Consider the following 23772-nt stretch of genomic DNA (forward strand, 5'->3'; position numbering starts at 1 on the left):
TCTCCCCCGCCCCACGCGTCCCGGAAGGCAGCCTTCGTGGCATCGCGCAGCGAACTCAGTGCCAGGATCACCCGCACGCTCTTCGAGGTACTGGACAAGCATCCCGAAGGCCTGCACAAGAACACCCTCTGGAACCTCGTCCTGGGCGCGAACCCCGGGTTGGAGGAGGCCTGGAGGAACACCGTTTCGGGCAAGACGACCCCGTTCACCCACATGAGTTGGATGGCCACGGAGGCGGTCAAGGCCGGATGGATGCGCAAGGACGGCGACGGAACCTGGGAACTGACGGGGGCCGGACGCCACACCCTGGCCGAACTCGATGAGGACGCCAACCTCAAACCCCTCATCAAGCTCCGCTACCACGAGTGGAAACGGGCCAAGGACAGCTACGACCTGGCCGGCAACGTCCTCCAGTCGCTCCCGGAAGGACGCTGGGTCGGCCTGAAGGACCTCGCCGAGGTGAGCGGTCTGGACCCCGTGGCGCTGATGCAGTACCTGTCGGCGGCACGCACCGAGGGCTGGCACCGCGTCCTGGACGAGGAGGGCCGGACACCGGAGTGCGCCCACCTCACGGACGAGGAACAGGCGGCGGCGAACGCGCTGCTGGACGCCGACGGCATCCTCGGCCCCAGCGGCTGGACCCTGGGCAGCCACCGCCTGTCCTGGGCCGAGCTCACCGAACAGGTCTCCACCGATGACACGGCCGCTGACGAGGCTTCGCTCCCCGCCCGCGCCTGGCTGGTCCGCGGCACGGACCCGGGTGAGGACGGCTCCGTCCACACGTCCTGGGTGGAACGGGGCGTGTGCTCCCTGACCGCGAACGGAGCCGACTCCCTGCGTCCGGGCGTGGGCGAGGCCATGGTCCGTGACACCGTCGAACACCTCCACCAACACTGGACGGCGGAGGAACGCGAACGCCTCGTCTTCGCGCTGCACAGCTTCGTCTCCAAGATGCGGTCCGGGGACCTCGTCCTCACCAACGTCGGCCGACAGGTCCACATCGGCGTGGTGGACGGCGAGGAGTTGGGCACCGACACTCCCTCGGCCCCGCACAGGCTGGTCCGCAAGGTCGTGTGGCACACCCGCTCCGCACCGCTCGACCTGTCCGAGGACCTGTCCACCGAACTCGCGTCCAGGGTCGGCACGCCCAACAGCGACCTGCTCGAACTCACCGGTTTCCGTGAGGAGCTGGAGGCCTTGGTCGGCGGCTCCCGGCAACGCCCCCAGAAGCAGCGGGAGTTCGCCCTTCCCGAGCCCACCGAGGAGTTCGCGCGGAGCGTCTTCATGGACAGGGCCTGGCTCGCGGAGTGCGTCGACCTGCTCCGTGACAAGCCCCAACTGGTCCTCTACGGGCCTCCTGGCACCGGAAAGACCCACCTGGCCCAGGAGCTGGCCCGACACCTGACCGGGGACCGGCCGGAGAACTCCCAGCTCGTGCAGTTCCACCCGTCCTACTCCTACGAGGACTTCTTCGAGGGGTACCGGCCCCACCCCGGTGACGCTGAGCGGTCCGCGGGCTTCACCCTCACCCCCGGCCCTCTGCGCACGCTCGCCAGCGCCGCGCGCAAACACCCGGCGGAGCCGTTCGTCCTGATCATCGACGAGATCAACCGGGGCAACCTCGCCAAGGTCTTCGGAGAGCTCTACTTCCTGCTGGAGTACCGGAACAGGTCCGTCCGGCTGCTCTACGGGTCCGAGGGAGACGCCGGGTTCGACCTTCCGCGGAACCTGATCATCATCGGCACCATGAACACCGCGGACCGTTCGATCGCCCTCGTCGACACCGCGATGCGCCGACGCTTCTGGTTCACCGAGCTGCACCCGAGCTCGGCGCCCGTGTCCTCGGTGCTGCGGAAATGGCTCGAACACCACGACCTGCCGGAGGCCCCGGCGCTCCTGCTGGACGCACTCAACGACCGGATCGACGACCGCGACTTCCGCATCGGCCCGTCGTACCTGATGAGAACGTCGATCCACTCCTCCCCCACCGGTCTGGAGCGCGTGTGGCGCCACCAGATCCTCCCCCTCCTCGAGGAGCACCACTACGGCGACGGAACGGACGTGGAGGCCAGGTACGGACTCGCCTCCCTGAGCAGCGCCATGCGAGTGGATGAGCAGTCGTGACGGTCGTCCTGCGGCTGACAGAGCACAGGCCGCGGCGGGGCGTCCGGCTCACCACCGCGCAAGCCGCCCTCCTCACCGCCTCGCGACTGGTCACGGTGACACCGGAGCCCGAGGGGCACTGGTGCGTCAGCGCCGACCGCGAGATGGTCGGGTCCGTGCGGCTCACCTCACGCGGGGAGGCGATCGACCTGGTCATCACGCCCAAGCTCCCCGTCCGGCGCCTGTTCTTCCTCCTCGGCTACGCGCAGGGAGGCATGCGTTGGCACCAGGAGGCGGTGGACGTCCACGAGAACGACGACCTGCTTCCCGTCATCGCCCACACCTTCGCCCGCATGTGCGAACGTGCCCTCGGGCAGGGGGTCCTCCAGGGCTACCGCACCGTCGAGGAGTCGGCGCCGGTGCTTCGTGGCCGCCTGCGGACCACCGAGCAGGCCCGCCGCCGCTTCGGGATGCTCCTGCCCGCGGAGATCCGCTACGACGACCACACCACGGACATCGCCGAGAACCGGATTCTGCTCACGGCCACGCGCAAGCTCCTTCGCACCACGGGAACGCAGGCCGTTACACGTGCTCTCCTGCGACGGGTCCTCATCCGCCTGGAGGGGGTGGAGCCTCTGCCGCCCGGTCAGGAGTTGCCCGCCTGGCAGCCCAGCCGCCTGAACGCCCGCTTCCAGAACCCGCTCCGACTGGCGGAACTCGTCCTCAGAACCGGTTCCTACGAGTTCGCCGGGGATCGAGCCCTGCGCGCTGACGGCCTCGTCCTGCGCATGTGGCAGGTGTTCGAGGACTTCGTGACCCGCGCCCTCGCCGACGTCCTGCGCGGCGGAGGCGGCAGGTGCCTGCTCCAGGACAGGCGCTTCCATCTGGACCACGCGCACACCGCTCAACTGCGCCCCGATCTCGTCTACGAGCCCCCGGGCGCCATCGGTCCGACCGGTGTGGTGGACGTCAAGTACAAGCGGGCCAGGGACCAGGGCGGCCACACGGACGACCTGTACCAGATGCTGGCGTACTGCACCCGGCTCGGCCTCACTGAAGGACACCTGGTCTACACGGCGGGCCCGGGGACCACGGCGCAACGGCACCATCTGCACGGCGATCCGGGCGTCACCGTGCACCAGCACGTCCTGGACCTGGATACCGAACCAGAGACCCTGCTATCCCAGGTCGACACTATTGCCACGGCCGTTGACCGCACGAGTCTCGGGGCCGCAGGCGCCCTTTGAAGGCGGACTGGTGGACTCCCCTGGCCTGTTTGGCGGCCAGTTCGACCATGCCCGAGGAGGCCCGTACCGGGGCGCGACGTATCCGTGAGCTGATGGGCGGACATCAGTCGCGGTACCAACAGACCAGGAGCGGCCCGGCCACGCATGAGGCCATTCCGCTGTGGGACGACCCGGACGAGGATCAGGCGTCCTGAACCTCCACCCGACGGTGCCTCTGGTCTCTCCGGGCTGATGGGCGGGCACACCGCCCGGCCCGACTCCTGCTCAGCGCGAAGCGCCCCCGGAGCCTGCCGTCCTTGGCCGGATGTGGACACACGTGAACCCACCCGTCTCCACCAGGTTTTTCGCTGAAACGGCCCCACTGACACCTGGGAACTCCCTGGCCACGGGCGAATACACGTAAATGCATACTTCACAATGTCCGACATGAAGGCATTTGTCGGCGTCACTGACAAGGCCTGGGCCGACTTCCTCGCTCAGCGCCCCCACCTGGATGAGATCAACTTCTGGCGCCCCTCCGGGAAGAGCTTCCGAACGCTCTCGCCCGGAGACCCGTTCCTGTTCAAGACCAAGAAACCGCACGACCGGATCGTGGGCGGCGCCGCCTTCAGCGGGTTCGTGCTCGCCCCGCTGTCCGAGGCCTGGGCGGCCTTCGCGGAGGGCAACGGAAGGAAGGACCTCGCCGAGCTGCGCGAGGCGATCAACGGGTATCGAGCGAAGAACAACATCCCCCTCATCGGCCCTGGAGAGGATCCGCTGATCGGCTGCGTCATGCTGCGCGATCCGGTGTTCTTTCCCCAGGAGGAGACCTTCGGTCCTCCCCCTGGCTGGGCCTACAGCCTCGTTCAGGGCAGGAGTTACGAGGACGTCACCGACCCCGAGCACGCCGACTACTTCGCTCCCATCGTCAAGCGTGTGCTCGGCCGGAAACCCGCGGCGGCCCTCGCCGAGGACGAGCACGCCGTGGCAGCCACCTGGGAACGCCACGGCCCGATGTTCGGCGAGGCCCGGCCCACCCGTCGCCGCATGGGACAGGAGGCCTTCAAACTGGCGTTGCTGGACGCCTACGAGGACCGGTGCGCGATCACAGGGGTCGATGCGCGGCCGACCTTGGACGCCGCGCACATCCACCCGGTGGCCTCGGGCGGCCTGCACCGGCTCGACAACGGCATGCTGCTGCGTGCTGACGTGCACAGGCTCTTCGACCAGGGCTACCTGTCGGTGTCACCGAGTTTGGAGGTCCGGCTCAGTCCCCGCCTGCACAAGGACTTCCCCGAGGCCGGGGAGTACACCGCCCTGGAGGGCAAACCGGTGACCGTCCCCCGGAACAAGGCGAACCGCCCGTCCCCGGGTGCTCTGGAGTGGCACCTGGGCGAGGTCTTCAAGGCAGGATGATCCCTGATCGCAGCGGGGACGCCCTCAGACCTTCCTGGCCCCTGTGTAATGCCGGGAGAGTGATGCCCTGCGCCCCTGGTCGTCCCTCCGGGATGATCCCGGTGGAGTCCAATATGTCAGGTCCATACCGACACGGAGCTGGGGCGGGACCGAAGACCCGCCCCAATGCTGTACGTCAGATGGCCGCGATGAGGCTACCGAACGCGGAGAGGGCCCCGAGAAGGGATCCTCCAGCGATGAGGAGGGCCAGAGGCCAGCTCTTCTTGGCTTCGCGGGCGAGTAGAAGGGTGATGCAGAAGGTACCGAAGGAGGCCCCGCACACCAGGGCGATGGTCGTGGACACGCAAGCTCCCATTCCGTCTCTTGGGCAGGATGCACCGGCTGTGCAACTCCTAACGAGAGCCCAAGAAAGCTTTGAGAAAGGGGCTACGTGAGTCGACGCATGTGCTCGACACTTCTTTCTTCGATGTCCACGACCTTTACAGGGTCGCAGACCTTCTACTTCCGTGCAACTGGTTTCACTCTAGACCAACCATGCTCAGAGGAGTCTCCGATGGTCACCGAAGGAGACGTCTCTCCTTGAAGGCCCACATGCCGGCGACCTCGGTCCCTCCGAAAAGCCTCCCCTTTCCGGCCAGCCAGGAGTGGTACTCGGTGTGCTGGGAGAAATTGTCGTTGCTGACCACGACCCCGTCCTTCTTCCGAGCGATATCCAGGAGGTAGACGTCAGCTCCGCCGACCGTCCCCGCGGGCACGCGGTGCAGACGCCCTTCGGCGACCTCCCGATCCACCTGTGCCTTCTCGTCCTCAGGCACCACGTGCCGGAAGTTGGCGTCGACGAAGACGATGAGCTCTGTTCCCGGGTGCTGCTCCCGCAGTTCCTCCAGCGCCGAATGCAGCCTGGCCAGAGTGGGTTGTCCGCCCATGTTCCGGTTCTGGGACCCCCAAGCGAGGTTGGAGCCGTCGACCACCAAGGTGCGCCGAGCCGAAGCGTCGCCCTCCACCACTTGGGCGACCATGACCGGAGAGGGACGGAGCTCCTGTCCGCCAGCTGCCTTGGCAGGCGCGTCCACGTGTCCCGCCGGACGGAAGGCGGGGCCAGGCAGGTTTGGCCGTGTCGTCAGGAACTCGCGCAGGCTGGCGGCGCTGACCCCGACACCGGTCGTGGACAGGCCGAAGGCGTTGATCTCCCGGTCGACGAGCACCTCCTGTGTTCGGTCCATAACCGCACGGACCTGCAGGAGACCGTTGACGTCGTAGGTGTAGGTGAGGGTGAAGGAGGCCTCGTCCGGATCCGCGAAGGCGGGCAGGTCGATCCTGAGCTCGGTCAGGCAGATGTTGGAGCCGTTGTCGGCACCGGTGTTCCTGACAACCGGGTCCGCGGGATCCCCCTCCCAGATCTCCACGCTGAGCCGCTTCTGACCTCGGTGGTTAGGCCGGTAGTTCTTCTCCTGCGACCGGGGAAGGGTCGCGTTGCGCGGGATGATCTGACTGAACGACCGGATCTCGGCATCGCCGTTCATCCTGGTGGACGCCGTGCCCAACGCGTGGGTCGTGCCGACCGCCAGATCGATGTCCAGGTCTCCGCTGTTGACGGCCGCTGCGATCGCGGCCCCCTGGGCGACCGCGGTCATGGGATCACACAGGTCGGCGGACACCAGCCGGTCCCCCATGATCTCGCCGACCATCCGACGCACAAGGGGGATCTGGCTGCTGCCACCGATCATCAGTACCGAGTCGATGTCCTCGGAAATCAGACCCAGGTCGGCGAGGCAACGGTTGAGGGGTTCGATCGCCCTCGTCACGATGGGACGGATCGCGTTCTCGAACTCCTCCCGTGTGATCTCCACGCTGCTTCTGCCACCTGGTGTGGGAACGGCGACGATGCTCTCGGTGGACAGGCGGATCTTGGCAAGCTCGACATCCCGCGCGAAGGCGGCCTCCTCCGCGAATCCTCGTGGTTCGTGCTTGGAGTTGGCCAGAACCAGTTTCCGCAAGGCCTGGTCGACCTCCAGGCCGCCGAGCTGCGCTACTCCCCGAGCCGCCCGCTCCTCGAACAACCCGTCCTCGGCTTCCAGGACGGTGACGTCGATGGTCCCCCCGCCCCAGTCGAAGGTCACGACGTTCTCCAGAGCATCGTCGCCGAGCTGCTGCTTGTAGTACAGGGCGGCGGCGGTGGGTTCGTTGATAAGGGAGTCCACCCGGATACCAGCTTCCCGCGCGGCGGCACGAGTGCGAAAGCGAGCAGCACCGGCGGAGTTGGCCGGAACAGTAACGACGGCGGTGTCCACGTCCATGAGCTGTTCACTGCTCGCCCGTTCTCGGATAGCCCGGAAGATCCCGGCCGACACAGTTGAAGCTGGCCAGGAACGAGCTCCCACCGGAATGTCGGTGTCTCCCGCGAGCAGCCGCTTGGCGGCGGGGACGGCCTGCTCGGAACGGAGCTTGGCTTCCCAACCGAAGAGCACGCGGTCCCGAACCGAGCTCACACCGACCATCGAGGGAAAGAGCGAGGCGAAGCCGGGATAGTTCCAGTCGTCGAGGTTGGTGGCGTCCAGGGCGAGAACCTCGGCGTCCTCACCGTTCCAGTGAGCGAGGACCGAGTTGGTCGTCCCGAAGTCGATACCGAAACTCACGAGTGCTTGCCTTTCCTCTTCCCCCTGGCCCCTCTGCCTCTGCCCTTCATCGAGTTACCGCAGGTCGTACAGACGGCCTTCTCCTCGTCCCGCCCCCGGTCCTTGACGGGCGGCACATCGCTGAACTCGACTTCCCCGGCCACGACCAGCCGACCGTCCGTCTCGTCCACGAACGCCGGTTTGAGGACCGCGGCGTGTTCTCCGGTCTCGGGATTCCCCGAGACGACCCGGAAGAGGGACAGGTCCTCGGTACCCATGACCTTCTTCAGTCCCGTGCTCCGGCGAAAGTCGGCGAGCTTCCTGGCCAGAACGTCATGGCGCCCCTGCTCCTCCGCCAGCTGGGCCAGTTGGGCGAGCTGGGCCAGATGGGTACGTCGGGCCTGCATATTCTCGATCAGAGCCCGGCGCACTGCGTCCTTGACCTCGGCCCCGGTGAGTTCCTCGCCCGGGCTCCCCTCCAGGGCCTCGGCGACCCCCTCGGTCAGCGGGCCGATGAGCGCCTTGGGCTCCAGACGGGTCGCGACCAAGGTGAGCAGCTGCCGCCTCTCACTGTTGGACAGCTCCAGGAGAAAGCTGGTCAGGTCGTCGTCCGTGATCTGCTCACGATGGTCGTACGTGCTCATGGTGTCCTTTCTCGAACGGCCAACCTCATGACCGACGCCATCGCGGCCTCGCGTATCCGTTCCGCTTCCTCCGGGCCCAGCGCCTCCGTACGGCGTTCCAGGGGACGTGCCGTGGGGATGACGAGCTCCGGAACACGCGGGTTCGGAAAGAGCTTCTCCTCGTGCACCGGGAGCACGTACGGAGGACCGCTCGACGAACCGTCGCCGGTCTCGATGTCGCGAAGCCGATCATGGGCCTGGTTGACGTCGGAGAGCTCCTCGGTCCTCCCCCTCAAATCCCTGCGGAGACTCCGCCAGGCCTCTTTCCACTCCTCGGCCGGGGCACCGTGGGGCACGCCGAGTTCCAGATAGGGGTTGAAGAGCGGCCCCCGGTTGTTGCGGTCCGTTTCCAGGTGACGGCGCACCCAGGCGATGTTGTCGCGGATCACGGGGTGGTCGGAACCCAGTGCCGACAGTCGGCGCAGGGCGTCGTGCAACGGTTGGGAGTCACCGGGATCAGCGAAGCGCAGGTCGAGGTAGACCTCCGTGGCCACGGCCTCCTCACGCACCCACGTGTCAGCGGAATCCACATACGGCGCCAACGTCTCGTAAGCCTTCGCGCTCACGTTCATCAGCTCGCGGTGCGCGGCGCGCAGATCGCGCCAGGCAGTGAAGTCCGCCAGTGGACCTGGACCGCTCTCGAACAGGTCGGCTCCTCCGCACAGTTCCTCCAGAACCGGCCACAGGGCCGGGTCGGTGAACATCGCCTTGGGCCACCCAGCAGGCTTGTCGGGGTTGGCGAGCACGTGCTGCACCAGCTGTTTGGACTTACCCTCCAGGAAACCCACCACCAGTTCCAGTGCCCGGGGGTCGCCGTCGGCCACTCCCTGGAGGATCCGCGCGGACTCGGGGGCCTCGTCGGGAACCCGCTGGAGGGGATCGGCCACGACTCGACGCCGCCAGACCTCCTCAGGCCAGCCGAGCGCCTCGACCTGTTCGTCGGTCAGCTTCACCGGGTCACTCCGTGCCAGGAGGTAGAGGTTCTCCCTCTCGTCAGCCCGTCCCCCGGCCGACGGGGAGACCGACGGATCACCGTCGAGAAGGTCATCGACGAGGGCGAGGGGAGCATGTGCGAGGAAGCGGTCCGGGGTTTTGGGCTTCGCACCGAGCCTGACCAGTTCGGCATCCCGCCACAGGTTCAAGCTGGGGGAGGTGTCCCGGATCTTGTGGAGTACCTGTGCGGTCGGTTCGGCCTGTCCGCTGATGAGCGCGGCCACACGGCCGCTTTCGGCTACCCGCGGGACACCGATCTCGTGCAACCTCGCCAGGTGCAGGACGCCGATCTTGGGCGGGAGCTTCCCCAACAGTTCGAGCAACAGCCGCGGAGCCTCCGGGCAGAGTCTGCCGTCGAGCAGGACGGACAGGTTCGCGGCTGTCTCCCCGCCGGAGGACCCCGCCGCCAGGATCGCGGCCTCAACCGCGCCCTTCAGGTCGGGTACCCGGTCGGAGGCTACCTGGAACTCCTGCCAGATGCTGTCCCGTCGCCCCTGCGCTCTCTCCTGGCGCACCCTGGCCAGGCGCTCGCGCTCGGCGGCCAGCGCGGCGGCCTTACGCTCCCGGGCATCGCTGATTCCCACGTTGACGAGCCCTATCCACATGCAGTTTTTCGAGATGGCACGACCCTAGGGGTGGAGTCCGTGCGGGTCGGAGTTCCACGGGTCTGCCCGGATCCTACCGACATCGGCTTTCAACTGGGAAGAGGTTCGCAAAGCGGAAGTTCCACGTCTCGGCTTGATTCCGACCAACGACCCAGCACCAACCGAAGGCACTTAAGGCCAAAAGTGTCACAAGTACTCTGGCCACAGGCCACGGGCATCAACTTCAGGCTTCTTGTAGCGACACCTTGAAAGCACCTCGACGCCTTGAAATGGGAAAACGCAGAGGAGGACTCCTTGCAACACTCACATGGGAGCGCACCAACCATGAGGATCTCTAGTACTTATCAAGTACTTGTGCTAACTTCTCCACAAGTACTTCGGCTGCCCGGGAACACATCCGGGCTCCACACAGAAACGAGCCCCCCGTGAACACTTCCCCGAAGCGCACCACCGTGGTCGTCGTCAACATCAACAAGACATGGCCTGAGGTGGAGCAGGGCAAACGCACCGCCGCAGAGGTCACCTTGGGCGACTGGAACCCCTACAAGTCGAACTCCAAGACCATTCGCGCCTTCGAACCCGACGAGGTCGGACTCGTCCTGGGTTACCGCAGGGGCGTCATCATGACCGCGTTCGACATCGGGGCGGAGGCGGTCCAGTGGTTGGAGGACTACGACCCCCACCGTGTCCGCTGGGAGGGCTCCCCCTCCGTCGAATGGACGCACCTGGTGGAGAAGGCCTCACCCGTCACATGGAAGCAGGGTGAGGGCGTCGCCTACAAAACCCTCACCCTGGACGAACTCACCCGGATGACAGTCGACACCGTGCCCGCCCCAGGGGAAGGCGGAGGCGTCTCCCCCGAGGTGACCGTTTCCCTGGGCGCGGTGAAGGTCTCCCTGAAGGGCCCTCGGACCGTGGTGGTCACCGCCCCCGACAGCATGGACGTCGTGGTCCGCCGAGGCTGATCCAGAAGGACTCGTCGGAGCGCTCACCAGTCGGTGCCATGCGCACGTCCCATCGCGTACCAGGGGTCAGACCTCTTCGAACATCGCCTCCTGGGTGAGCTGGTTCCCACCGAAGACGTGTCCCCTGCGCGGGTCGAACCGGAACGCGAAGGAGCGGGACCGGTCGACGAACTCCTCCGCAGGGCCGGTGAGACCGGGTTCGCTGAGGACCAGGAGGCCTTTTCCTTCGACGGAGGCGTCCGCGTAGAGCCTCTTCAGGTCCGGCAGGCCGAGAGGCCGCGAACGCCGCCACCAGGCGATGTGGAACGCGTCCGAAGCCAGCTCGGCGCCGTCCCCGGACGCGCGCACGTCACCGAAACCGAGGGCGTTCAGCTGAGCCGCCACCACGACGCACGGCCTGTCGGGGTCAACGGGTGCACCGGCCGCTCCGGGCGGCAGCATCTGGTCGGCCCTTCCGTCCAGACTTCCGTCGCCGGGGTCGAGGACCGTCGTCGGCGGCTCGGCCTCCTCCAACCCTTTCAGGACGGGCACCAGGGCATCGGCCAGCTCCACGGCGCTCACCCGGTCAGCGGTCAGGCCAGGAGCCGTTCCGGGTTCCCCGAAGAGGTGCTCGCCGAGGTCGACGCGCCACACGAGCTGGCGCTCCTGGTCGTGAACGTCCACCAGCCAGCCGAGCCCGGGCCGGAGGAAGACCCACACCCGTTTGCCTGGCACGCGCACGCGCAGAACCTCCCCTTGTCCCGGATGACGGGGGAACTCGTACCCGCCCTCACCGAGCACGGCTCTGTGCCGGTTCGCGGCCACGGCGTACTCGACGGTCACCCCACGGGCGTCCAGAGCGTCCGCGAGACGGGTGATGGCGGACTCATCGGCTTCGTTCCAGCGCCAGGGACTCGTCTGCGGGCGCCCCTCAGCCACGGCCAGGGCCCGCTCGCGCAGGGCCGCCGCCATGGTCTCGGGTGGAGTCCGCATATCCCAGAGGCTTCCGGTGGTGTCGGACTCGCGGACCGCGAGGTACCAGCACAGCCATCGCGTACCCGGATAGTCGACGCGGGTGAGACCGAGGACCGCTTCCGGGTGGTCACCGATTCCCAAGGTCAGCCTGACGGGCTGCTCGCCTCCGGCCAGTCCTCTGTGCACCAGCTGACCAGCCAGTTCCGGGAACCTCTTCCGAAAGGCGGCCATGACATGTTCGTAGGCGAAGAACTCATCCATGGCGGCACGCATGTTCGAACCCTCGAAGATGACCTCACGCCCTTTTCGTTCTGGTGGTGGCTCCGACACGTCCACGTCACCAGGACAGTCAAGCAGAACGGTGCGACGTTCCCTCACCTCGGAGGCGGCGATCAAAACGGCTGACCGCCGAAGGGGAACGCAATACCATTACCCCGGTCACACCCCCTTGAACAGAGAAGGCGCCGATGCCAGGCCCACGGCGGACAGCCCCGCACACCGAGCACGCGATTCGTCAGATCAAGAACGTTCTCGACCAGGAGTTCGCCTCCCTGGTCGACATGAGTGATTACGAGAGGAAGCAACCGGAGGAGCGGCAGAAGGCCCTGTATTCACGATCCCTCGCCGCCCTGGCCGTACGCGGGCTTACGGGGTTGGGCAACGAGGAGGCCGCGGTGTGCCTCATCGACGGTCGCGATGACCACGGCATCGACGCGATCGCCGTGTCGGAGACCTCCAGCAGGATCTGGCTCATCCAGTCCAAGTGGAGTGGGCAGGGACGGGCCAGTCTGAACCAGGGCGAGGCCCTGAAGTTCCTGCGCGGCTGGCGTCTGCTGGAGAACCGGGAGTTCGACCGGTTCAACGAACGCATCCAGGACATGGCGGACAAGATCAACGCAGTCCTGCTCGACCCGCACACCCGTGTGCACTTCGTCATCGCGCTGACGGGTGACGGCCAGCTGCACCCCGACGTCACCGGTGTCTTCGACGAGGCGTTCGCCGAGACCAACGGCTTCGGTCTGACCCTCGATCGTCAGGTACTCGGGACGCAAGCGCTGTGGGAGCAGATCCGCGTCGAGCGCGCCCCCGAGGACATACCGATCGACGCGAAGATGCGCCAGTGGACCTACGTCAAGACTCCGGTGGAGATGTACCAGGGCATCGTCTCCGCCGAACAGGTCGCCAGGTGGGTCGGGGAGGCCGGGGACGGCCTCTTCCACCGCAACATCCGCGCCTCTCTCGGTACCACGGACGTGAACGCGGGCATCCTGGAGAGCCTCGCCGCCGACCCCGAGCACTTCCTCTTCTTCCACAACGGGATCACGGTCATCTGCAGGTCCCTGACCGCTACGTTTCCGGGGCGCCGCCGCCAGGACGAAGAGGTGGTGCTCACCATGCGCGGTGCCAGCGTGGTCAACGGCGCCCAGAGCGTGAGCACGCTGCATAGGGCTTTGCAGGACCACCCCGACGCCCTGGCCGAGGCCGACATCAGCGTGCACGTCATCTGTGTCGACGACCCCTCCTCGGACCTGCCGGCCCGGATCACGGACACCCGCAACCGGCAGAACCGCGTGGAGGAGCGCGACTTCGTCGCCCTGGACGAGACGCAGGCGCTCATCAGGGAGGACTTCGGGAACATCGGCAAGTTCTACACCTACAAACGGGGAGAGCCCGACCCGGTCCCGGAGCAGGGCTGCTCGGTGGTGGAGGCCTCCCTCGCCCTGGCCTGCGCGCACCCGAACGTCAAACTGGCCGTCCGGGCGAAGCAGAACGTCGACACCCTGTGGGAGCGGGGAGCCGAAGGCGCCTACCCGATGCTGTTCGGCGAACAGCCGAACGCCTCGCAGATCTGGGGTTCGGTCCGGCTCCGCCGGGCCGTGGGCGACCGGCTGCACCAGGTCGGCAAGGAACTCAGGGGACGCGGTTCGGACGTCGCGGACCGTGGCGACCTGCTCGTCACACACCTGGTGTTCCAGTCCATCGGCCGCAAGGACATGGGAGCGGAGGAGTACGACTGGGAGGAGACCCTCGAAAAGGCGCAGGACCTGGTGGACTCGGTGTTCCCGAGGCTGCTCCACCACATCGACGCGGAGTACGGTCCCGACTCCAAGGCCTCGCTCACCCGTACCCTGTCGGACCCCGTACGGTGCCGCAAACTGGCCGAGCTGGTGCTGCACGACGTCCGGTCGAGTTCCCCCGTGCCCGCCATCGACGACGGCTACCGCCTGAAGAAGGGTCAGCGCAAGCGCAAGCAGCGCCGTCCCAACAGTGCGGCGATCCTGTTGGACGCAGGTGTGCTGCGCAGCGGTACGCAGTTGGAGTTCCGGCCCACCACCTCCACTGAGGAGGAGGCGATGAAGGGCTGGCTGGCGGAGGACCAGCGTCGGGCGCAGGCGACCTGGACGACCGACCGCAAGCAGACGTTGCTGTGGGAGGCGGACGGGAAGCACTACTCCCCCAGCGGTCTGGTGATGCGCATGTACGAACTGGCCGGTTGGGAGAACTCCCCGGTGGCCGTCCAGGGGCCCGCCAAGTGGCACATCGAGGGGAAGTCGATGGCGGCGCACGCGGAACGGCTCTTCGCCGAGCTGGGTGACGCGGAATGACCCGTGCCGGGGCGGAGCGGCCGAAGCCGTTCCGCCCCGGGCTGCACGGGTCAGCGCCCGGCGGGGACCCGAGTAGGCGCCGGGTCCAAGAGGAGGAGCAGGTCACCGGAGTCGCGGGCCTCGGTCAGGCCGGCATGTGAGGCGACCCAGTAGGACAGAGTCTGCTCACCGAACCAGATGAGCAGGTGCGGGTTGTAGCGCTGGAGGTCGGCGGCACGGGCGTGCTCGCGGGCGAACTCGGAGCGGTGCCCGCCCAGGCGGGGCAAACGCGCGGCTCGGCGCCGACGGCACGAGGGATGCTCACAGGCCGGGCAGAACGGGCCGATCAGCGGGTGCCTCCGGGGCAGCGGCGGAAGTGGTCGGTGCAACGGGTCGCTGGAGGGCCGGGGTACGGGGATAGGATGCGTCACTGATCCTGCTTTCTTACATGTCGCAGTGTCGGATTCAGGGTTGTTGTGGGCCCGGGAAGAGCGTTGCCGCGCTCTCCTGGGCCCTTCTGCGTGCGTGCAGCGGTGTCGACGTCTACGCGGTGGTGTTCCAGAGGCTGTCGGTCAGGTCGTAGGCCAGGAAGAACCAGACCTGGCGGTAGTTCGGGACGCCGTTGTCGCCCCAGGAGGAGGCGAAGGCGTCGATCATGGCCAGGCCGCGCCCGGACTCGGCGGCCGGGTCCAGTCCGTCGGGGTCGGGCGCCAGATACGAGCGCTGCCCGAGAACGGTCTTCCTTCCGTCGCGGGAACCCTGGTCGCGACAGGCGAGGCGCAGGCCGGTGCGGGTGCGCTGGCAGGTCAGGGTGTAGACGCCGAAGGGCTGGCCCGAGCGGGAGTGGCGTAGGGCGTTGTTGGCGAGTTCGCTGCCCAGCAGGGTGAACAGGTAGCGGTATTCGCGGTCGCGTTCGGCGGCGCAGGTACTCAGGAACGCGCGCACCAGCGGCATGTACTGGACCGAGCCGCCGAAGTCGTAGCGGCGCGTCTTGTAGTGGGCGCGGCCGGACCGGCCGGTGAAGTAGTGGCGACACCGGGGCGGAACCAGCTCAGCGAGGGGCACGGTCACCTCTGGCAGCGCGGGCATGGGTGCGGTTGCGGGCATGACGAACAGACTCCTTGCACGTGTGGAGCGACAACAGGGGTTCGGTGTGCCCGCAGGCGTGAGACCTTCGCGTTTCCCTGTCAGGGGGAAGGGGCACGGCGTAGCCTGACCAGCAGAGACTCTGTGTAGCGACCCAGTCACTGGCCACATCTTCAAGGTAGTAGTGAATCTCACTCAGGTCAACACCGTCTCGGGAGATTCACTAGAAGAGGGATACACTGTCACCATGCAGCGTCCTCACAGCCCTACTCTCCGCCGTCGACGCTTGTCTGCAGAACTCAAGCGCGCCCGCAGCAACGCGAACCTGACCACCACTCAAACGGTGAAGTCGCTCAAGTGGGCCGCTGGCAAGCTGAGCAAGATCGAAACCGCCGAGACACAGACGATCAAGGCCGACGACCTCGACAAGATGTTGGACCTGTACCAGGTCACCGATCCTGACAAACGCGAAGCCCTGCACGCGCTCGCCAAGGACGCCAAGGTCAGAGGGTGGTGGTCGAAGTACCGCGAGGTGTTCGGGCCCCAGTCGCTCCCAGACTTCGAGGCAGAGGCTTCGACCATCCGAACTTTTGAAGGCCTGGTGATCCCGGGGCTTCTCCAGACGCCCGACTACGCCCGTGCCTTGTTCCAAGGTGGTCGGTACACCAGCACGGAGGAGAGCGAACGCCGTGTCAAAGCCCGTATGGAACGACGCGATATCCTGACGCGGTTCAAACCCGCAAGTCTGCGTGTGGCCCTGGATGAAGCAGCGCTACGCCGGGTGATTGGTAGCCCTGAGATCATGGCTGAGCAGCTGCGCCACCTACTTCACATGGCCAAGCTTCCCAACATCGATCTCCAGGTTCTGCCCTTCAGTACAGGTGCGCATGCTGCATTTGTCGCCCCGTTCAGCGTCTTGGACTTCCCAGACCCACTTGACGCCCCGATCGTGTTCGTGGACACCGCCTCAGGTGGTCTCTTCCTGGAAGAACCGGACGAAGTGGAAGCGCATGGCGTCACCTTTGGTGATGTCCAAGGCTCTGCGATGAGCGCTGCGCAATCCGCCAGGGTCATCACAGAAGTCGTAGAAGCCCTGGAGAGCAAACCATGAACGACGAGCTGATTTTCAAGAAGAGCAGCTACAGCAGCGCTCAGAGCCAGAACTGCGTAGAGGTCGCCGGACTGCCCCGCGGCGCGGCCGTCCGGGACTCCAAGAACCCGGCCGAGGGCCACCTCCCCTTCCCCGCCGCCGAGTGGGACGCCTTCCTCAGCGTCGCCCGTCGCTGACAGCTGCCTCACAGGCAGACGTAGGCCCCGACTTCTCTCCGAAGCCGGGGCCGTACGTGTCACCACGTTATCCCGAGACGGCCAGACGCACTTTCTCCACGTACTCCGGCACGTGGTCCTCCGGCGCACCAGCGACCTCGTCGAGCTCGCGGGTGAGAAGCTCCACGTCCGCCGGACCGAGCTGCACCAAGGGCCTACGAATCCGCACCGCCCACGCGCCCGGACGGGTGTCGGGGAAGACCTCCAGCTCCGGCACCAGTGGGGCGAGTTCCACACCGGTCCGGTAGGGGGTGACCGACTCCAACCGCAGACCACAACCACGGGTGAAGTCCCGTCCGGCTATGGTGACCGGCTCGTCGTAGGAGCGAACGGATGAGGTGACCTCCGCCAGGCCGATCACCCTCGTCCGGTCACGCGTCGGGTTGTGCCAACAGCCCCGCGTCGTGAGCAGGAGCAGCCGGTCCCCGACCCTGAGCCGCTCCACCTCCGCGCGTCGCGTCGCGGGAAAGGCCATCCGCGAGGTGCGCAGCACCCACGCCACGGCCTCTCGCTCGCTGAGGATCAGCAGGTACGTGCTGGCGGGATCAGTTTCTGTGGTCATATCCGGGCCAGGATCCCATACCGGCGCTGACGACGGTTCCGAGCATGGCCTCCGGTGCTCCCCGCTGGTGGTAGTGGTCATCCTGGCCCATGTAGCCGGAACGGAGCCCGACGAGGGTGGTACGGGCACGAGCCGGTATCGCACCCTCTCTCACTCACCGGTCTCATCCAGGAGGGCGGCGCATTCGGCCATCAACTCCCGAACCTGCTCAGCCGACTCGTCGTCACCTACCTCGGTGAACAACCGGGCCGCTTCCCGGAAGGCCTCCATTGCCATCGCGAACCTGTCTGTCTCCACGAGTTTGAAGCCCATCGCCCGTGAGATCTGAGCGGCTCTCCCCAGATTCCCCTGGGTGATGCGCGTGTCCCGAGATCTGCGCAGCGCCGAGATCGCCTCCTCCACCCGGCCCAGTTCACTCAGGATGAAACCCAGGTTGTTCCAGGACGTAGCCGCGCATTCGCTCGCAGCCAGACCCTCATGGCATTCGGTGGAACGGCGCGCGGCGGGCAGGGCATCCTCGTACTGACCTCTGCTGACCAGGGTTCCACTGATGCCGTTCCAGCAGTCGCCCTCACCGCAGGGGTCTCCGTACTCGGCGAAGGCATCCAGCCCCTTGCGGAAGACCCGCTCGGCTTCCGCGAATTTTCCCTCCTCGCGTAGGGCGACTCCGAAGTTACGCCATGTTCGAGCCTCGTTGTATAGATCTCCCAGTTCACGGAAGAGGCGTATCGCCTCCTCGAAAGCGTGGTTCCCCTTCTCTGACAGACCTGTTCGATACAGGCTGACGGCCAGGCCAGCGGTGGCCATGGCGAGGACCCTCGGCTCTCCGCCGTCCCGAGAGTAATCGCATGCCCACTGGAAGGAGGTGACAGCGAGATCGTGCATTCCAAGTGCTGAGTAGGAGTTACCCATGTTCAGGCAGGAGTGGGCGAACCCCTGGCCGTCACCGCGCTTCGCGTAGATCTCCATCGCGACCTGCTGGTGAATGACCGCTTCGTCCGGACGCCCCGTCGCCAAGAACACGTTCGCCTTGTTGTTCGACGCCTTGGCGACTCCCGTCTGATCGCCCAGACGTTCGAATATGAGCACGGCCTCGGTATGCCTGCTGAGGGCTTCCTCGTAGTTACCGAGGCAACGCAGAGCCACCCCGCTACTGTTCAAGACACCCGCTGCCGAATGCCAGTCCTCCGCGGCTACGGCATGCGCGAAGGCCTTGTCATGGGCTTCTGCCGCCTGCCTGAAACGCCGCATCAGGACCAGGGTTTCTCCTACCTCCGCCCACAGTTTGGCCGCGTCGCCTCGGCGCCCGGTCTCCTCAGCCGTACGACAACCGACCTCGGCTATCTCCAGAAGCTCGGCGAGCCGCATCCGCGACTGCATGAAATGCGCGAGGATCAGCGGCAGGTTCACCGCACAGGTCGTCTCATGAAGTCCACGTGCGACCTGGACAGCGGCGACCAGCGCCTCCTGCTCGCCGTCCAGCCATGCCAGGGCCGCCTCCTCCGCAACAAAACGCGGGAGGACCTTTTCACCAGGCAGGGCTCGCAAGCTGTCGTCCGCGGCGTCGGCCGTCAGCATCAGATGCGTGAGCAGCCTCCGGAGAGCCGGTGCGCCCGCTCCTTCCCGACCTGATCCCCCTGCCCGTTCCCCGGCGTAAATCCGCACGAGGTCGTGCAGTCGCCATCGGTCCGTACCCACCGGATCAACCAGGCTCGCTCGTGCCAGCGCGGTGAGAAGCCGACGTGCCTCCGTCTCCTCCGCCTCGATCAGGACCGCCGCGCTCTCGGTCGACACGTCGGTACCGGGTGCCAATGCGACGAGCCGGAACAGTTCGGCCTGCCGACTGGCCAGGTTCTGATAGGAGAGGTCGAACGCGGCGCGCACGGCCCACTCCTCCCGTTCCAAACCGTCCAATCTCTTCTTGTGGAGATCGTCCGCCATCTGAGCCAGTGTCCATGTCGACACATCGGCCAGAAGTCCGGCGACGATGCGTAGGGCCAGGGGGAGACGTCCGCACAGCCGGGCCAGGCGCAGCGCGCCATCGGGTTCGTCCGACACGCGCGTGTCGGAGTCTCCCCAGAGCTCCCACAGACTGCGGCGAATCACCTCGACCGCGCTCTCGTCGTCCAGTTCGCCGAGCCGGTGAACCCTGGCTCCCAGATCCAGCACATGCCGCGAGGTCACCAGGGCACCGGAGCGGCCATCGCCGGGAAGGAGCGGTTCGGCCTGTTCCGCCGAGGAGGCGTTGTCGACGATCACCAGGACGGGACGGCCGCGTTCCGCACGTGAGCTGAGCTCGGCGCGGTACATCTGTTCCCTTGTCTGGGCGTCGGCGGGGATGTCCTGTGCGTCGATGCCCAGATTGAGCAGCCACCCGCCCAGCGCACGGCCCGGGTCGACCCGACGCTGGGGGTCGTAGCCGAACAGGTCGACGTACAGCACGCCGTCACACCATCGACGCTGGTCCAGAGCCTGTTTCGCGGTGTGGAGAGCGAGCTCGGTCTTTCCGGAGCCCGGCATTCCGGAGATGACGACGGTGGGCGAACGGCGTTGCCCCACCGAAGCCGGGTTGAGCGACTCCAGAAGGGCTTCGACATCCGCGTCACGCCCGGTGAACACCGGGGACAGCCGGGGAAGACCCCGCAAGGACTCAGGCTTTGGCCTCGGCGCGTGGTAGGTGATGTCCCGTCCTTGGATGACGGTCCCGCCGTGTACACCGCCATGGATCTCGTTGTGGACGCGGCTCTGCTCAGCAGACATCCGATGTGTTCCCTCTCGACGGGTTCAGGCGATACCGGCCTCGGCCAGGAACGGGCTCGGCTTCCCGTGCCAGGAAACGTGCAGGTGGTCGCGCGCCCGGGTGCAGACCACGAAGAGCAGACACCGCTCCGCCATGAGGTCCGCCCCGTGCTGGATCTCGTCCACGTCTTCGGCGGTGATCGCCTTGGGGTTGGGCACCGCGCCGTCGGAGACGCCCACCGCGGCGACGCACCGGAACTCCAGCCCCTTGAGCGAGTGCATCGTGCCCACTCGCACACCCGGGGCCTCGTCGTCGGCCCCGCGCAGCTCGCACGCATCGATCCCGGCGTCGGTGAGCGCGGAGACCACCCTCTTGATTACCCATCGGAACCGCACGGCGACCGCCACCGACGACGGCTCCACCCCGGTGTCGGTCCACTCGCGCACCCGCTCCACGAGCGCGTCCAGTTCCTCCTCCAGGGTGGCGGCGGCGTGCGTGGTGGGCCGGGGCCCTTGGAGCGCCGAGCGGTACCCGGCCAGGGACTCGGTGCCGCCGTCGGCCAGGGACTCGACCTTCTCCCCGTCCAGCAGCGGACGGGACCAGGTGAGGATCTGCTGTGTGCTGCGGTAGTTGCGGCGCAACCGCTGAGAGCGGCCCACCACGTTGATTCCCAGCGCCTTCAGGGAGACCTTGGCGTCGTAGATGCGCTGGTGGGGGTCGCCGCCGATGAACAGGTCGTCTGGTGCGGGCGCCACGGCGGCGCGCAGGAAGCGCCACTGGGCGGGGTGCAGGTCCTGGGCCTCGTCCACCACCACGTGCCGGAAGCGGGGCCCCTGTTCCTCCAGGACCCGGGCGGCCAGATCGCAGCCGCGCAGGTGCGTCTGCACACCGTCGGCGTCCAGGCCCTTCGTGAAGGCCGCCATGGCCTTCCACACCCGCTCGCGCTGGGCGGCGGCCAGCCGGTTCCCGCGGCCGCTGCGGGTGGCCGCCTGGTACTCCTCCAGCGTGTCCAGGCGCTGGGCGAGGACGACGTGCCGGTACTCCTGCTGGAGGAACTCCGCGGTCCACTCCAGCCCCTGCTCCTGAACGATCCCGCGCCAGCGGTCGAGCTCCTGGGAGTCGCTGACGAAGCGGGAGGCGCGTCCGCCGTTGGCCTCGGTCAACACCTGACTGGCTTGGGCGTTGACGGTGGAGATGGTGAGCCGCTCCATCCGGGCCGGGTCGTCCATGAGCTGGCGGATGCCCGTTCCCAGCGCTGCGGCGAGGGTGTTGGTGAAGGTGGTGAGCAGGATGCGCTCGTCCGGGCGCAGGAAGGCCAACAGGTGCTTGACCCGGTGCATGGCCACGACGGTTTTCCCGGTGCCGGGGCCGCCGGTGACCTGATAGCTGCCGGGATAGCTGGCCTTGTAGGCGACCTTGCGCTGCGCGGGGTGCAGGAAGGTGCGCCAGACGGAGAAGGGCTGGGAGAGGATCTCCTCCAACTCATCCAGACCGGAGACGAGCTTGACCCGGGTGGGGGTATTGCGGATGGCGGTGTCCATGTCGCCGCTGACCGCACCGGAGGGCCGGTGGGCGACGACGTCCCGCCAGATCTCCTCCACCGGGAACCCGGCGGACAGGTACTGGAGCACCTCGGCCTGGTCCTCGGGCAGGAAGGGGACGACGTCGACGAGGGCGTCGGCGTCCACGACGGTGCGCGCCGCCCGCAGCACCTTGTCCTCGATGCCCAGGGTCCTCAGGTCCCCGTCCGAGACGTTGGCGAACAGCCGTTTGTCGGGGTCGGTCGGAGCCGCGCGCTCCTCCAGGTCCGGGGTCATGCGGTCGAGCCTGTCCGCGTCCCAGATCTCCACCGCGCCGGTCAGCCGGTTGACGCCCGCGTCCTGCTTGATCGCCCACTCATAGGCCGGGTCGTGGTTCATGACCTTGAGCAGCAGGTAGCTGTCACCGCTCTCGGGGGCCAGGACGACGCCCCGGTAGAAGTTGTCCACCCTGAAGGTGAAGATGCTGCGGCTGCGCCTGCCCGAGGGCGGTTTGAAGTTGAGGCCCTTGTCGACCTTGAGTTCGGCGTGGGTGAGGAGGCTGAACTTCTCCATGGCGAGCCGGACGTTCCTCCGTGCGCTCGGGGGGAGTTCGTCGTACTCACCGCTCTCGAAGAACTGCTTTCCCAGGGCGAGCTGAGGCATGGGGGCGGGGACTCCTTCTGGCTGGGCGACTCGGGATCGGGCAGGTGGCTGGGCTCAGCCCCGGCGGTGTCCCAGTCTGTCCAGGAGGTCGGCGGCCCGGAGGGTCTCGGGGGCGCCGGGGCCGTAGGCCGCGCGCAGGTCAGAGTACAGCGCGAGGAGCTCGGACGAGGCGTGTTCGACATCCCCCGAGCTCAGCCGCCACATGGCGATCGCCTGGCGCAGGTCCAGGGTGTCGTCGGCGCGTTCTCCGAAGACACGGCGGAATCGTTCCAGGACGTGTTCGGCCTCCCGCAGGGCCCGGGTGGTCTCCCCCAACTGCGCCATGCAGTACACGGCCTGCTGGCGGCACAGCAGGGCCCGCGTGTCCTCCGGCCCCGCCTGTCGCTCCAGGGTGTCGGCCAGAGCGGTGAACTCGGGCAGGGCGCGACCGGCGTTGTCGATGAGCATCAGGGCCGTGGCACGCAGCAGACGCAGCTCGACCACCTGGGCGGATTCGGCTCCCAGGGCCGCGGACGCCGGGGCGATGACGTCGTCCAGGACTCCCACGGCCTGGGCGAAGCGTCCTTCGTCGATGAGTGCCTGGGCGTGCTGATCGGCCTCGACCAGTTCCCCGGGTGCCAGGCCGACGACCTGTGGTGTGGGAGCGGTGGTCTCCACCAGCGTGGGCGGCAGCGGCTTGGTCGGGGCGAGGACGGCCGCCCTGGGACGGGGTGGAATCGGCCGCCGGTAGGGGCGGGTGGGGTCGGGCAGGGCCCCGGGCGGGAGAGGCTTGTCGGGAGCGAGCGGTTCGGGCTGGGGAAGGTACGGGACAAGCCGTTCGTAGACGTCCTGTGCCGTGGCGGGCCGGTCCTCGGGGTCCTTGGCCAGCAGGTCCAGGATGAGCCGTTCCAGCTCCTCGGGCAGGCCGTCCACGTGGGCGGAGGGCGGCAGGGGCGGGTCCTGCACGTGCGCGACCTGCAGCCGGAAGGAGGTGTAGTCGGCGGGGAACACCGGCTTTCCGGTGAGCATCTGGTACAGGACGCAGCCCAGGGAGTACAGGTCACTGCCGGGGGTGGCGGGCGCACCGCGCACCTGCTCGGGAGGCATGTAGGCGTAGGTCCCCAGAGGGGTTCCGGTCTGGGTGAGACGGGTGACGTCGGTGCGCAGTACGGCGGCGATACCGAAGTCCAAGACCTTCACCGTGCCGTCGTCGGCCACCATGATGTTGCCGGGCTTGAGGTCGCGGTGGACGACGGGGACCGCGTGCGCGTCGGAGAGGACCGCGCACACCTGGGCGGCGACGGCGGCGGCGGTGGGGACCGGAAGCGGGGCGCTCTCGTCGATGGCGTCGGCGAGCGAGACCCCACGCACCAGCTGCATCACCAGGTACAGGGAGCCCTCGTCCTTGTCCACGGCGGCGTCGTAGACGGAGGGCACCCCGGGGTTCTCGATCCGGGCGGTGACGCGCGCCTCCCGCTTGAACCGGTTGGCGTACTCGTCGTACAGCCGGGGGTCGGCGACCTTGTCGGGGCGGATCACCTTGACCGCGACGGGCCGGTCGAGCACGGTGTCGTAGCCGCGCCAGACCTGGCCCATGCCCCCGGTGCTGATGCTGGCGACGAGTTCGTACCGGTCGGCGATCCGCTCGGGTGTGGCGTGCACCGGGCCCCAATCCGCTTGGGCGCGGCCGGGGTCACGTACCGTCCGACCGTGCGGGTCGTTTGTCTCCTTCGAGGATCCTACGGGGGTTC

The 23772-nt window shown here is 67.4% G+C and carries 19 protein-coding genes; 8 read left to right on the plus strand and 11 right to left on the minus strand.

The window, feature by feature from the left end:
* The first annotated feature begins 36 nt into the window (after window positions 1–36).
* The 3 genes from ACSTA4_RS18225 to ACSTA4_RS18235 all read left to right on the plus strand — a co-directional run bounded on the left by ACSTA4_RS18225 (window position 37) and on the right by ACSTA4_RS18235 (window position 4745).
* On the plus strand, window positions 37–2124 hold the full coding sequence (locus ACSTA4_RS18225; RefSeq protein WP_444960324.1) for an McrB family protein: 2088 nt from the start codon (window positions 37–39) through the stop codon (window positions 2122–2124).
* Window positions 2121–3350, plus strand: coding sequence for an McrC family protein (locus tag ACSTA4_RS18230; protein WP_444960325.1), 1230 nt, complete (start codon window positions 2121–2123; stop codon window positions 3348–3350). The genes ACSTA4_RS18225 and ACSTA4_RS18230 overlap by 4 nt, the downstream gene beginning before the upstream one ends.
* 426 nt (window positions 3351–3776) lie before the next feature.
* Window positions 3777–4745 carry an HNH endonuclease gene (locus tag ACSTA4_RS18235; protein WP_444960326.1) on the plus strand — a complete coding sequence of 323 codons (969 nt, stop codon included), beginning with the start codon at window positions 3777–3779 and terminating at the stop codon, window positions 4743–4745.
* A gap of 175 nt (window positions 4746–4920) precedes the next feature.
* Here ACSTA4_RS18235 and ACSTA4_RS18240 read toward each other — a convergent pair whose 3' ends face one another.
* The 4 genes from ACSTA4_RS18240 to ACSTA4_RS18255 form a co-directional block, all read right to left on the minus strand.
* A complete protein-coding gene (locus ACSTA4_RS18240) occupies window positions 4921–5088 on the minus strand; it encodes a hypothetical protein (protein WP_196808504.1) in 168 nt (55 codons plus the stop codon).
* A gap of 214 nt (window positions 5089–5302) precedes the next feature.
* A complete protein-coding gene (locus ACSTA4_RS18245; RefSeq protein WP_444960327.1) occupies window positions 5303–7381 on the minus strand; it encodes an Hsp70 family protein in 2079 nt (692 codons plus the stop codon).
* Entirely contained in the window at window positions 7378–8004 is a 627-nt protein-coding gene (locus ACSTA4_RS18250) for a hypothetical protein (protein ID WP_444960328.1), read from the minus strand. The genes ACSTA4_RS18245 and ACSTA4_RS18250 overlap by 4 nt, the downstream gene beginning before the upstream one ends.
* Complete coding sequence (locus ACSTA4_RS18255; RefSeq protein WP_444960329.1) at window positions 8001–9620, minus strand: hypothetical protein; 1620 nt, start codon at window positions 9618–9620, stop codon at window positions 8001–8003. Before ACSTA4_RS18255 ends, ACSTA4_RS18250 begins: the two co-directional genes overlap by 4 nt.
* Window positions 9621–10066: 446 nt before the next feature.
* Here ACSTA4_RS18255 and ACSTA4_RS18260 point away from each other — a divergent pair, with 446 nt between their 5' ends.
* Window positions 10067–10606, plus strand: coding sequence for a hypothetical protein (locus tag ACSTA4_RS18260; protein WP_444960330.1), 540 nt, complete (start codon window positions 10067–10069; stop codon window positions 10604–10606).
* A 66-nt stretch (window positions 10607–10672) separates the two neighbouring features.
* Here the strand turns inward: ACSTA4_RS18260 and ACSTA4_RS18265 are convergent, their stop codons facing one another.
* On the minus strand, window positions 10673–11578 hold the full coding sequence (locus tag ACSTA4_RS18265; protein ID WP_444960331.1) for a hypothetical protein: 906 nt from the start codon (window positions 11576–11578) through the stop codon (window positions 10673–10675).
* A 105-nt stretch (window positions 11579–11683) separates the two neighbouring features.
* Between ACSTA4_RS18265 and ACSTA4_RS18270 the strand changes: the two genes are divergently transcribed.
* Window positions 11684–11965: a hypothetical protein gene (locus ACSTA4_RS18270; protein ID WP_444960332.1), complete on the plus strand. Its 282-nt coding sequence runs from the start codon at window positions 11684–11686 to the stop codon at window positions 11963–11965.
* A 62-nt stretch (window positions 11966–12027) separates the two neighbouring features.
* A complete protein-coding gene (locus tag ACSTA4_RS18275; RefSeq protein WP_444960333.1) occupies window positions 12028–14166 on the plus strand; it encodes an AIPR family protein in 2139 nt (712 codons plus the stop codon).
* 50 nt (window positions 14167–14216) lie between these two features.
* Here ACSTA4_RS18275 and ACSTA4_RS18280 read toward each other — a convergent pair whose 3' ends face one another.
* Together ACSTA4_RS18280 and ACSTA4_RS18285 are read right to left on the minus strand one after the other, a co-directional pair.
* A complete protein-coding gene (locus ACSTA4_RS18280; RefSeq protein ID WP_444960334.1) occupies window positions 14217–14432 on the minus strand; it encodes a hypothetical protein in 216 nt (71 codons plus the stop codon).
* Window positions 14433–14688: 256 nt separating this feature from the next.
* Window positions 14689–15252 (minus strand): ATP-binding protein, encoded by a 564-nt coding sequence (locus ACSTA4_RS18285; protein WP_444960335.1) that lies wholly within the window; start codon window positions 15250–15252, stop codon window positions 14689–14691.
* A gap of 226 nt (window positions 15253–15478) precedes the next feature.
* Between ACSTA4_RS18285 and ACSTA4_RS18290 the strand changes: the two genes are divergently transcribed.
* Together ACSTA4_RS18290 and ACSTA4_RS18295 are read left to right on the plus strand one after the other, a co-directional pair.
* Window positions 15479–16342 carry a helix-turn-helix domain-containing protein gene (locus ACSTA4_RS18290; protein WP_444960336.1) on the plus strand — a complete coding sequence of 288 codons (864 nt, stop codon included), beginning with the start codon at window positions 15479–15481 and terminating at the stop codon, window positions 16340–16342.
* Window positions 16339–16518, plus strand: coding sequence for a DUF397 domain-containing protein (locus ACSTA4_RS18295; protein ID WP_444960337.1), 180 nt, complete (start codon window positions 16339–16341; stop codon window positions 16516–16518). The genes ACSTA4_RS18290 and ACSTA4_RS18295 overlap by 4 nt, the downstream gene beginning before the upstream one ends.
* A gap of 67 nt (window positions 16519–16585) precedes the next feature.
* Here the strand turns inward: ACSTA4_RS18295 and ACSTA4_RS18300 are convergent, their stop codons facing one another.
* The 4 genes from ACSTA4_RS18300 to ACSTA4_RS18315 all read right to left on the minus strand — a co-directional run bounded on the left by ACSTA4_RS18300 (window position 16586) and on the right by ACSTA4_RS18315 (window position 23683).
* Window positions 16586–17119: a hypothetical protein gene (locus ACSTA4_RS18300; protein WP_444960338.1), complete on the minus strand. Its 534-nt coding sequence runs from the start codon at window positions 17117–17119 to the stop codon at window positions 16586–16588.
* A 150-nt stretch (window positions 17120–17269) separates the two neighbouring features.
* Window positions 17270–19879 carry a tetratricopeptide repeat protein gene (locus ACSTA4_RS18305; RefSeq protein WP_444960339.1) on the minus strand — a complete coding sequence of 870 codons (2610 nt, stop codon included), beginning with the start codon at window positions 19877–19879 and terminating at the stop codon, window positions 17270–17272.
* 24 nt (window positions 19880–19903) lie between these two features.
* Window positions 19904–22042, minus strand: a complete 2139-nt coding sequence (locus tag ACSTA4_RS18310; RefSeq protein ID WP_444960340.1) for a UvrD-helicase domain-containing protein — start codon at window positions 22040–22042, stop codon at window positions 19904–19906.
* A 54-nt stretch (window positions 22043–22096) separates the two neighbouring features.
* Window positions 22097–23683, minus strand: a complete 1587-nt coding sequence (locus ACSTA4_RS18315) for a protein kinase domain-containing protein (protein WP_444960341.1) — start codon at window positions 23681–23683, stop codon at window positions 22097–22099.
* Between the last annotated feature and the right edge of the window lie 89 nt (window positions 23684–23772).

This window comes from Nocardiopsis sp. M1B1 (assembly GCF_052466615.1).

Bases quoted from the DNA above. Each gene is read 5' to 3' on its own strand.
- ACSTA4_RS18235 (WP_444960326.1), top strand. From the start codon at position 3,777: ATGAAGGCATTTGTCGGCGTCACTGACAAGGCCTGGGCCGACTTCCTC.
- ACSTA4_RS18305 (WP_444960339.1), bottom strand. From the start codon at position 19,879: ATGTCTGCTGAGCAGAGCCGCGTCCACAACGAGATCCATGGCGGTGTA.
- ACSTA4_RS18310 (WP_444960340.1), bottom strand. From the start codon at position 22,042: ATGCCTCAGCTCGCCCTGGGAAAGCAGTTCTTCGAGAGCGGTGAGTAC.
- ACSTA4_RS18300 (WP_444960338.1), bottom strand. From the start codon at position 17,119: ATGACCACAGAAACTGATCCCGCCAGCACGTACCTGCTGATCCTCAGC.
- ACSTA4_RS18250 (WP_444960328.1), bottom strand. From the start codon at position 8,004: ATGAGCACGTACGACCATCGTGAGCAGATCACGGACGACGACCTGACC.
- ACSTA4_RS18265 (WP_444960331.1), bottom strand. From the start codon at position 11,578: ATGCGGACTCCACCCGAGACCATGGCGGCGGCCCTGCGCGAGCGGGCC.
- ACSTA4_RS18275 (WP_444960333.1), top strand. From the start codon at position 12,028: ATGCCAGGCCCACGGCGGACAGCCCCGCACACCGAGCACGCGATTCGT.
- ACSTA4_RS18295 (WP_444960337.1), top strand. From the start codon at position 16,339: ATGAACGACGAGCTGATTTTCAAGAAGAGCAGCTACAGCAGCGCTCAG.
- ACSTA4_RS18285 (WP_444960335.1), bottom strand. From the start codon at position 15,252: ATGCCCGCAACCGCACCCATGCCCGCGCTGCCAGAGGTGACCGTGCCC.
- ACSTA4_RS18290 (WP_444960336.1), top strand. From the start codon at position 15,479: ATGCAGCGTCCTCACAGCCCTACTCTCCGCCGTCGACGCTTGTCTGCA.